Annotated in this window: 11 protein-coding genes; all 11 read right to left on the reverse strand. The window is 70.8% G+C overall.

Going from position 1 to position 9,864, the window contains the following annotated elements; all coding sequences use genetic code 11:
• Positions 1-155: 155 nt before the first annotated feature.
• The 11 genes from VMJ70_15705 to csrA all read right to left on the reverse strand — a co-directional run bounded on the left by VMJ70_15705 (position 156) and on the right by csrA (position 9,446).
• Positions 156-1,919 carry an ATP-binding protein gene (locus tag VMJ70_15705; protein HTO92576.1) on the reverse strand — a complete coding sequence of 588 codons (1,764 nt, stop codon included), beginning with the start codon at positions 1,917-1,919 and terminating at the stop codon, positions 156-158.
• Positions 1,920-1,933: 14 nt separating this feature from the next.
• Positions 1,934-2,908, reverse strand: a complete 975-nt coding sequence (locus VMJ70_15710; GenBank protein ID HTO92577.1) for a sensor domain-containing diguanylate cyclase — start codon at positions 2,906-2,908, stop codon at positions 1,934-1,936.
• A complete protein-coding gene (locus VMJ70_15715; protein HTO92578.1) occupies positions 2,889-3,284 on the reverse strand; it encodes a histidine kinase dimerization/phospho-acceptor domain-containing protein in 396 nt (131 codons plus the stop codon). Before VMJ70_15715 ends, VMJ70_15710 begins: the two co-directional genes overlap by 20 nt.
• Positions 3,281-4,051, reverse strand: coding sequence for a FliA/WhiG family RNA polymerase sigma factor (locus VMJ70_15720; protein HTO92579.1), 771 nt, complete (start codon positions 4,049-4,051; stop codon positions 3,281-3,283). The genes VMJ70_15715 and VMJ70_15720 overlap by 4 nt, the downstream gene beginning before the upstream one ends.
• A 70-nt stretch (positions 4,052-4,121) precedes the next feature.
• Entirely contained in the window at positions 4,122-5,018 is an 897-nt protein-coding gene (locus tag VMJ70_15725) for a MinD/ParA family protein (GenBank protein HTO92580.1), read from the reverse strand.
• A complete protein-coding gene (locus tag VMJ70_15730) occupies positions 5,015-5,245 on the reverse strand; it encodes a hypothetical protein (GenBank protein HTO92581.1) in 231 nt (76 codons plus the stop codon). Before VMJ70_15730 ends, VMJ70_15725 begins: the two co-directional genes overlap by 4 nt.
• Positions 5,242-5,568: a sigma factor-like helix-turn-helix DNA-binding protein gene (locus tag VMJ70_15735; GenBank protein HTO92582.1), complete on the reverse strand. Its 327-nt coding sequence runs from the start codon at positions 5,566-5,568 to the stop codon at positions 5,242-5,244. The genes VMJ70_15730 and VMJ70_15735 overlap by 4 nt, the downstream gene beginning before the upstream one ends.
• Complete coding sequence (locus VMJ70_15740; GenBank protein ID HTO92583.1) at positions 5,565-6,002, reverse strand: response regulator; 438 nt, start codon at positions 6,000-6,002, stop codon at positions 5,565-5,567. The genes VMJ70_15735 and VMJ70_15740 overlap by 4 nt, the downstream gene beginning before the upstream one ends.
• A 351-nt stretch (positions 6,003-6,353) precedes the next feature.
• On the reverse strand, positions 6,354-7,775 hold the full coding sequence (locus VMJ70_15745; GenBank protein HTO92584.1) for a sigma-54 dependent transcriptional regulator: 1,422 nt from the start codon (positions 7,773-7,775) through the stop codon (positions 6,354-6,356).
• Positions 7,717-8,931: an ATP-binding protein gene (locus VMJ70_15750; GenBank protein HTO92585.1), complete on the reverse strand. Its 1,215-nt coding sequence runs from the start codon at positions 8,929-8,931 to the stop codon at positions 7,717-7,719. Before VMJ70_15750 ends, VMJ70_15745 begins: the two co-directional genes overlap by 59 nt.
• Positions 8,932-9,197: 266 nt before the next feature.
• Positions 9,198-9,446, reverse strand: coding sequence for a carbon storage regulator CsrA (gene csrA, locus VMJ70_15755; GenBank protein HTO92586.1), 249 nt, complete (start codon positions 9,444-9,446; stop codon positions 9,198-9,200).
• Positions 9,447-9,864 lie beyond the last annotated feature (418 nt).

A 9,864-nucleotide genomic window follows, 5' to 3' on the forward strand; every position in this document is an offset into this window, starting at 1 on the left:
ACACCCAGATCCGCCGCCCCCGCCCCAACCATCCCTGGAAGGGCTCCACCCCACTCCCACCCCAGCCCGATCGGACTGGCCCGGGGAGGACATAATCACTTTGCAGTTAGGCGGACAGAATCACCTTGCAGCGACAGGACTCGATCGCCGCTCGCTCAGCGGCCGGCTCGCCCCGCTCCCACCTGATCGGTGGTCGAACGCTCGGCGAGCGGCAGCGTGAAGTAGAAGGTGCTCCCTTCGCCGCGCGTGCTCTCCACCCAGATCGTGCCGCCGTGCTGCTCGACGATGCCCTTGCAGATCACGAGGCCGAGTCCGGTGCCGCCGACCTTGCGGGTGGATCCCGAGTCGATCTGCGAGAACTTGCGGAACAACTTGGGAAGATCGGGCGCGGCGATCCCTTCCCCGAAATCTCGCACCCCCACGCGAATCTGCCCCTGCCAGCGCTCGGCGGTGACGATGATGCGGCCGTCGGGCGGCGAGAACTTCATCGCGTTGGACAGGAGATTGGTGAGCACCTGGCCGACGCGCCCGGGATCCAGCATGAGATCGGGCAGATCGGGCGCCAGCTGCATGTCGATCGCGATGTTGCGCTCCTCGACCATGGTGCGCAGGTTGTGCACGGCCTGCTGGAGGATCGGCTCCAGGCGGTTGGGCTCGATCGTCATCGGCAGCGAAGCGTTCTCGAGCTTCGAGAAGTCGAGGATGTCGTTGATCAGAAGCAGCAGCCGCTCGGCATTGGCGTGCGCGATGGTGAGCAGCTTGGTCTGCTGCTCCGAGTTCTGGAAGTAGCGGTCGTCGGACAGCAGCTCGAGCGCGCCCTTCACCGAGGTGAGCGGCGTGCGGATCTCGTGCGAGACCACCGCCACGAACTCGGACTTGAGACGATCGAGGCTCTTGGTGTGCTCGTAGAGCTGCGAGTTGCGGATCGCGATCGCCGCCTGGGCCGCGTACAGCGTGAGGAAGCTCTCGTCGCCCTCGGTGAAGCCCCCGGGCTTGCCGAGCAACACCAGCAGCCCGGCGAGCTTGGCGCTGGTGATCATCGGGACCACCAGCATGGCGTCGAAGCGCTTCCCCGAGCCGAGCGGCAGCTCGGGAATCGGCGAGGCGTCGCCGTTCGACCACCGCCGCGCGGCCGGCTCCTGTTTCCAGGCCTGCAGCAGGGACTCGGCGTTGAGCTGCGACGGCAGCCCCGAGCCGTCTTCCGACGACTCGACCCCCTGCAGCCCCGAGAGGAAGAACGGTTCGCTCTCTTCGTGGCGCAAGTAGACCGCGCACGCCTGCGCGTCCGAGAGCTCGCTGGCCTTCGCGCAGATGACGCCCAGTCGCGGCGCCAGCTCGAGGTTCGCGCTGATCTCCTTGCCCACCTCGTAGAGTCGGGTCATCTGCCAGGTCGCGACGCGAACCCGCTCGCGCAACACCTGCTCGTGCTGCTGGAGGATCTCGTTCTTGGCCCGCAGCTCGGCGACCAGACGGCGGTTGGTCTCGCGCAGGCGGCGACCGGCGATCGCGCGCTGAATGATGCGCGCCACGTCCCACAGATCGGGCGGCTTGGTCACGTAGTCGTAGGCGCCCTGACGGAGCGCCTCGATCGCACTCGACGCCGAGGCGTAACCGGTCACCACGATCACCGCCACGTCGGGGTCGGCGGCCCGCGCGTGGCGCATCAAGTCGAGCCCCGAGAGCCCGGGGAGATTGAGGTCGGTCAGGATCACGTCCGGCCGAAGCGTGCGCAGCATCCGGACCGCCTCTTCCCCGCTGCCGGCCGCCGACACCTCATGACCTTCCGAGGTCAGCAGCTCCCGGAACACGTCCAGCACCGAGGCCTCGTCGTCCACCACCATGACGCGCGAGGGCGCCGACGGCTCAGGCGAGTCGGGCGTGTCGGTCTGCGAAGGGCGGGCTTCCGGTGGCATGGCCATGCGACCTTCCGTGGTCAGTGGGAGTGGGTGGCGGCGACGCGGGCGGTGCGGCGGCGCCCGGAGCGCTTGGCGACATCCAGCGTCTTGTCGGCGAGGTCGAGCAGCTCGAGCGGCTCGAGACCGTCGCGCGGACTCGACACCACCCCGGCGGATGCCGACAGGTGTCCGACCCGGGCGAAGTGATGCTCCTCGAGCGCGCGGCGCACCCGCTCCGCGGCGCGCGCCGCGGGGCCGGCGTCGGTTTCGGGCAGGATCGCGCCGAACGCGTCGCCGCCGAGACGCGCGAGCACGTCGGACTCGCGCAGCGTCAGCTTGAGCAGAAGGCCGGTTTCGCGCAGCACGGCGTCGCCGGTCGTCCGACCGTAGCGGCGGTTCAAGGCCGCGAAGTGATCGAGGTCCACGATGACCAGGCCGAGCGCGAGCCCGTGACGGCGGGCGTGCGCCAGGGATTCGGTCAGTCGCTGGCGGAACGCCCGACCATCGGGCAGCCCGGTCACCGGGTCGCGCCCCGGTGCGGCGCGCAGCCGGTCCAGCTCGATCCGCGCCCCGAGGGCCGCCCCGAGGGCTCCGGATGCCGAGCGCACCAGGCCGAGTTGCGCGGGTCGCCAGCGCTGTCCGGCGCGCGCGCGCAGGTCCAGCGTGCCGACCCGCTCGGAGCCGCGGAACAGCGGCACCGACAGGCAGCCGCGCAGATCGCCGGGATTCGCTCGCCAGTCGCCGCGCGCACACCATGGCTCGAGGTCGCCGGCCGGCGAGAGCGCGTGCAGGGCGACGCCGTCGCATTCGAAAGCACTGCGCAGGGCGTCCAGAGCCCGCGCCAGCGCGCGGGGGTCGGCGGGCGCTCCGAGCATCGCCTCGCACGCCGACCACAGCGAGCGCGACGCGCGCCGGCGCTCGAGCAGCGCGTCCTCGGGATCGCGTGCGCGACCCGGCCCCGGCGCACGGTCCGGCGTGCCGGTCACCGGCGTCTCACGCGGCGCGCGACTCACGCGGGGTTCCCTCCAGAGCGCTCTTCAGATCGCGCAGCCGCGCGGCCGCGGACTGGATGCGAGTCGACTCGCGCACCACCACCTCGAGCCGCTCGCGCACGCCGGGCTGGTCGGCGATCGGGTCCCTCATCAGCAGCTGAGCGTTGCCGCTCACGCCGACCAGGGCGTTGTTGATGTCGTGGTGCAGTCTCAGCAACTCGACCAGACTGCCGTTCCAGCGGAGCTGCTCGTCCCACCAGCGCTCCACCACCGCGGCCAGGCTCGCGGCCTCGGCGACATGGCCGGCGTCGCGCAGGGCTTCGGCCTGCTCGAGCAGCCTCCCGCGCAACGCCGCGTAAGGCGGCGGCCCGGGCCGGACCGGTTCGTTCCCCTTCACGCCGCCTCCCGAACCGTGAACGCCCGCTGAAGCCGCAGCCGGAGCCGCGTCATTGCGCGGGTGTGGACCTGCGAGACGCGGGACTCCGAAATGCCGAGCGCCCGCCCGATCTCCTTGAGCGTCAGGTGCTCGTAGTAATAGAGCGCGACCACCAGCCGCTCCTGCTCGGGCAGCTGGTCGAGGGTGCGAAGAATGACGTGACGGGTCTGCTGCTCCTCGAGGCGGGCCTCGAAACTCGGCAGGCTGGGATCCGGCAGGTGATCGGCGAGCGTGGTCGGCTCCTGGTCCTCGCCGGCGCGGCTCTCGTCGAGCGAGACCAGCACCGCACCGCGCACGTGATCGAGCAGCCGGTAGAAATCGCCGCGCGACATCTTCATCTCGCGCGCGACCTCGTCCTCGGACGCGGCGCGCCCGAGCTTCTGGTCGAGCCGGCGCGTCACGCCGTCCAGATTGCGCGCCTTCCGCCGCATCGAGCGCGACACCCAGTCGAGTGCGCGAAGCTGGTCGAGCACCGCCCCCTTGATGCGCCACACCGCGTAGGTTTCGAACTTGACGCCCTTGCCAGTGTCGAATTTCGCGTGGGCGTCGAGCAGCCCCAGCACGCCCGCCGAGTACAGATCCTCGTGATCCACGTTGCGGGGGAGCGTCGCCGCCACGCGCTCGACCACGTGACGCACCAGCGGCGCGAACCGCTTCAGCAGGTCGTCCTTCGAGTACGTGATCGGCGTCGGCGGCGCGGGCCGGGCGGCGCGACCGCGAGAACGCACCAGTTGCGGGCTACGGCGTGTCGAAGCGGACGAAACCGATACGGCGGCACGGGGCATTGGGGAACTCCTCCTAGGCTTCGAGACGCTGGGGTTCGGAATCGGACTGGGTGCGCGGCGGCGGCGGCGACTCGTCCCAGAGCTGATGGGACAGAGCTCGGATCGCCTGGGCCGCCGGCGAGTTCGGGAAAGCGGTGAGCACCGGCTCCTGCTGGCGAACCGCGCGCGAAACCGCCGGGTCGTACGGCACGCCGCCCCACAGGTCGAGATCGAGCTGCAGGAAGCGGCGAGCCACCAGGCGGATGCGTTGCGCGGTCTCCTCGGATTCCTCGGGGCTGTCGGTGTGATTGACGACCAGGTGCGGCGGACGCGTGAGGCCCTGCTGATGGAGCAGCTTGATGAGGCCGTAGGCGTCGGAGAACGCCGGCATCTCGGGCGTGGTCACCACCAGCACCTCGCGAGCCGCGCGGCACAGCCAGGTGACCGGCCGGCTCACACCCGAAGCGGTGTCGATCAGCACCACGTCGGCTTCGTGCTCGAGCTGGCTCATGCCGCGCCACAGGCACTCGAGCCGATAGTCATCGAGATCGGCGAGCTCGGGCACTCCGGAGGCCGCCGGCACGAGTCGCACGCCGGCGGGCCCGGGCGTCACGATGTCCTCGAGCGTCTTCTCTCCCGAGAGCACGTGCTGCAGGTCCCAGCGCGGATGCACTCCGAGCAGCAGATCCAGATTGGCCTGCGAGAAATCGGCGTCCACCAGCAACACCCGAGCGCCGCGCTGCCCCAGCGCCACCGCCAGATTCGCGGCCAGCGTGCTCTTGCCCACGCCGCCCTTGCCGCTCGTGATCACCAGCGAACGGACGATCGGGCGACTCCAGTTCGCGGGATGATCCTCGCTGGCTGGCCGCGGAGAACCGGAAACCAGACGCAGCGGGGCGCGCTCGGAGGCGCGCCGGGCCTTGCGGCTCATCGACCGGCCTCGGGATCGAGCGCGAGGAGCGCGCCGACGAACTGCCAGTAGCGAAGCTGATCGTGGCAGCGCTGGAGAGGAGTCTCGAATCCGAGCCGCTCGAGCCGGCGTCGCTCGCCATGCAGGCTGTCGAGCGCGGCGGCGACGCGATCGAGCTGGTCGCCGCGATGTTCCGGCATGTGGCTCGCGACGTCGGCGACGGGAGACAGAGCGGGGCTGAGGCTCACACCGCTCTCCTCAAGCCGGGCGTTTCCGCCGAACCCGGGGCCACGCGTTCGCCTGGCGCGCGATCGTGGAGCGCGCGACGCAGCGCGGTCAGCATCCGATCGCAGGCCGCCGCCACCGAGCGGCTGGTGCGGCCGGTCAGCTCGGCGGTCTCGGCCGGCGAGAGACCTTCGAGCAGGCTGAGCGCGAGCATCAGTCGTTCATCGCTCGGAAGCTCGGCGATGGCGCGCTGCAACCGCTCGCGCTTGAGCGGAAGTGGCAGGCGCGTGACGGCGCGATTCGACCCGCGCCGCGCGGCGGTCACTCGGCGGTCGGCTCCGCTCATGCCGCCCTCCGCATGCGCGTGCTCGAACCGCGGGCCGGCTTCGCGCTTCCGAGCCGGCGAGAACGGCGCGCCACGCGCTGGGCCAGAGCCTGGCGCACGGCGCGACGCAGAGCGTCCATCGCGAACGGCTTGGGGAAGCAGCCGGCGACTCCCGCGCGCTGCAGATCGGCTTCGACCTCGGTGGAACCGTAGGCGGTGACGACGATCACCGGCTGAGCCGAGCGGCCGCGGCGGAGCTTGCGCGCGAGCTCGAGTCCGCTCATGCCCGGCAGGCGCAGGTCGGTGATGACCAGATCGCTCTTTCCCCGCCGCAGCCAATCCCACGCAGCCTCGGCCGACCGGAAGGTGTCGATGGTGTAGCCATCGTCGGTCAGGCCTTCGGCGAGCGCCCAGGACGTGCTCAACTCGTCGTCGATGATGAGCAGATGCGGCATGAACGGGATCTCCGGGGTGGTGGCGGACAGGCGTTTTGCAGCCCGTGTGCCACGGAGATCCTTGATCCGTGCAATACGACGGCCGGGCGACGGATTTCGCCGTGGAAGACCCGGGCGCGGCCGGGCGCGAACGCCCAGCATGAAATGAAAACGTCAGTTAGGGCCCGAAGGCTCGACCTCGGAGGAGGGCGCGGAGGGGAATTTCATGGCGCCGGCCACACCCCGATCGTGCGCCCTGCGGGACGCCCGGTGCGATTCGCCCGCTCAACTCCGATCCGGCGGGCGAATGACGTGACTCGTTCCTGAGCGCCGGATCCCCGGCGCCGCCCCTCCGCCGGCGGGCGCCCGGGGTCAGTCGGTCGCGTCCTCGTTGTCGTCGGGAAGCGAGTATTCCTTGAGCTTGGTGCGAAGGGTCTGGCGCGAGATGCCGAGCAGCTGCGCCGCGCGGGTCTTGTTCTGGCCGCAAACCGAGAGCGCATGCTGGATGGCGAGCCGCTCGATCTCGGCCAGCGGCCTGACCACGCCCGGCGGAAACGGTTGCGGCAGCTCGCCGCCCGAGCTCGCGTCGGCCTGGCCGGTCATCTCGGGCGGGAGATCCTCGCGGCGGATCTCGTCGCCTTCCACCTCGAGCAGCAGGACGCGCTCGATCACGTTCTTCAGTTCGCGCACGTTGCCCGGCCAGCGGTAGGACTCGAGCGCCCTTTGGGCCTCGGGCCGCAGTCGGGCCGGCGGGCGGCCCAGTTCGGCGCAGAAGCGCTCGATGAAATGACGGGCGAGCGGCGCCAGATCCTCGACGCGCTCGCGCAGCGGCGGCATCTCCACCACCACTACGTTGAGCCGGAAGAACAGATCCTCGCGGAAACGGCCGGCCTTCACTTCTCGTTCGAGGTCGCGATGCGTGGCGGCAACCACGCGCACGTCCACCGAGACGTCCGAATGCCCGCCGACGCGACGGAAGCTGCGCGATTCCAGCACGCGCAACAGCTTCGACTGGAGCTGCGGCGACATCTCGCCGATCTCGTCGAGGAACAGCGTGCCGCCGTTGGCGAGATCGAACAGACCCTTCCGGAAGTGCTTGGCGTCGGTGAAGGCGCCCTTCTCGTGTCCGAACAGCATGCTCTCGAGCAACTGCTCGGGGATCGCGCTGCAATTGAGATCGATGAACGGCCCGTTCGCGCGCGGGCTGTGCGCGTGGAGGTACCGCGCCATGATCTCCTTGCCGGCGCCGGTCTCGCCGCGCAACAGCACGGTGGCGCTGCTGCTGCGTGCCGCTTTCTCGAGGCGTTGCAGCGCTCGGCGCAATCCCTCGCTCTCGCCGATCACCGCTGGCGGTCCGGCGACGCCCTGGCGGTAGTGCTGCACTTCACCGCGCAGGCGCGCGTGCTCGAGTGCGCGCTCGACCACCACGCCCAGGTGATCGAGGTTGGGCGGCTTGAGCATGAAGTCGTAGGCGCCGAGCTTGGTGGCGCGCACCGCGTGCTCGACGGTGCCGTGGCCGGTGAGCAGGATCACCGGCCGGCTGGGATCGTCTTCGCGAAGGCGCTTCAGGACCTGGAGGCCGTCCTCGTCGCCGAGCTTAAGATCGAGCAGCACGACGTCGGCGGCCTTCTCGCGAAGGCGCTCGAACGCCTCGCTCGCGCTGGCGGCCTCGATCGGCTGGAGGCCGGCGTCGCGCGCCCACTCGCCGATGCTGAAGCGCAGCGAGCGCTCGTCGTCAACGATGAGCAGCGTGTGCATCGTCTGGGCGCGCGTCGAGCTGTCGCCTTTCGCCATTGCGTTTCTCCACGGGGAAGTTGAGCAGCACGGTCGTCCCGCGACCTTCTCGGCTCGCGATCGCGATGCTGCCGCCGTGCTCCTGCATGATCGTCTGCGAAATGGACAACCCGAGCCCCGTGCCCTGCGGCCGGGTCGAGAAGAACGGATCGAACAGCTTCGACTGGAGGCCGCGCGGGATGCCGACGCCGCTGTCGCTCACCCGCACCTGCTGGTAGGTGACCCAGCTCGGCAGTCCACGCGGCAGTCGCGCGCGATCCGACGCGCGGCGCCCCGGTCCGCGCGGGGCACGGCGCCGGCGCAGCGCCCGCACGTCGAAGCGCAGCGTGCCGCCGTCCGGCATCGCCTGCAGCGCGTTCACGGTGAGGTTCAGCAGCACCTGCGTCACGAGATCGGCGTCAATGTAGACCGGACCGAGGCGCGGCGCCACGACCACCTGCGCGCTCACGCGCGCCGCGGCGAGCGCGTCGGACTGGAGCTCGAGCACCTTCTCGATGCAACGCGCGAGCGAGTCGGCCTTGAGCTCCGGCGTACGCGGCCGCGCGTACTGGAGCAGGCTGTTCACGATGCGATCGAGCCGCGAGACCTCGTCGAGGATCACGCTCACGAAGCGCGCGCGTTCGTCGCGCGGCTCGAAGCGGCGCAACAGCACCTGGGCGCTCGTGCCGATGCCGGCGAGCGGATTGCGGATCTCGTGCGCGACGCCGGCGGACAGCTGTCCGAGCGTCGCCAGCCGCTCGTGGCGACGCAGCTCCTCGCGCATGCGGCGCGGCTGCGTGAGGTCGCGGAACGAGAGCAGCAGACGCGGCGGTTGTCCGAAGCGGTACGAGCGCAGCAGCACGGGCAGCTCCGTGCCGGGCTTCGTGAGCAGCAGCGCCTCGCGCTCGCCGCGCGCGACGCCGAACGCCTCGGCCACCGGATCCTCGCCCGCGACGACGCTGCGCAGCAGCTCGGCGGCGGGCCGGCGGCGCACGCGGCCGGGTGTGATCGAGAGCAGGCGCGCGGCGGCGGCGTTCACCGCCTCCACGCGGCCGCGCGCGTCCACGAGCACGAGGCCCGAGTCGGCGTCGCCGAACAGCGCGGCGATCAGCGCGTCGGATGCGGCGGGAGCAGCGGCGGGTTTCGAGCGCGCACGACGGCGGCGGGCCTCGTCCATGAGGCGCGCAGTATAGCATCGGGCCGCGCGGCGCTCGGGCCGCGGTGGCGCGGCGCTAGTGGTGCTCGAGTTCCTCGAGCACGGCGTCGGCGAGACGCTCGAGCACGTCGGGCCGGTCGTAGTAGCCGACGGCGAGTCGCGCCTGCGCGGTCATCACGCGCGTCCAGCGGATGCGCTCGCTCAGCGTGGGCAGTGCGGAGATCGGCGCGAGCGGAGCGACACCCGCGCGCGCACGCGACGTGGAGTTCGTCGTCGGCGCCGGAACGTCAGCCGTTCGGGTGGCCCTTGTCGCCCGCTTCGCGGGGAGGGGCCTCGGGCCCGCCTTCGCTCTTCCAGCGTTGCGCGCGCCGGTTCTCTTCCTGGATGCGGGCATAGATCTCTTCCCGATGAACTTTGACTTCCGGAGGCGCCTCGATGCCGAGCTTCACCTGCCCCGAGCGCACCTCGAGCACGGTGATCTTCACCGAATCCCCGATTCGGATGTTCTCGCCTAACTTCCGTGTTAGGACCAGCATCTTGAGACGTCCTCCGCTCCTCCACGACGGTGAGGCTCACCGCGTGACAGTCAGCGTATCGGCATGGCCTGCAAACGACTTGACGCCAGAATAGCGTGAGCCGTCGTCCATACCAAGTCCGGACTGCGACGCGCGACACCCGAGTCCCGCCCCCGGGGCGCCGTCGACTGCGGGGTTGACAGGGCCGCCCCGGTTGCTACGCTCCCGCCCGACCGGGTACCCGGGGCCGGGAGCGCGGCCGGCCGGGGCCCGAACCGCCCGCATGGAGCGCGGGTGAACGCCCTTCCCGGAGACCCGCCAGGGGGGCTCCGAGGGGACACGGAGGCCGGCATGGAACGCGGCTCGACGGCACACCCCCTGTCCTTGCTGGTGATCCCGGTGGCCGCCATCCTGGTCGCCTCGGCTCTCACCCTGGGCG

Origin of the sequence: Candidatus Sulfotelmatobacter sp. (assembly GCA_035498555.1) — a bacterium.
Taxonomy (GTDB): Bacteria; Eisenbacteria; RBG-16-71-46; order RBG-16-71-46; family RBG-16-71-46; genus DATKAB01.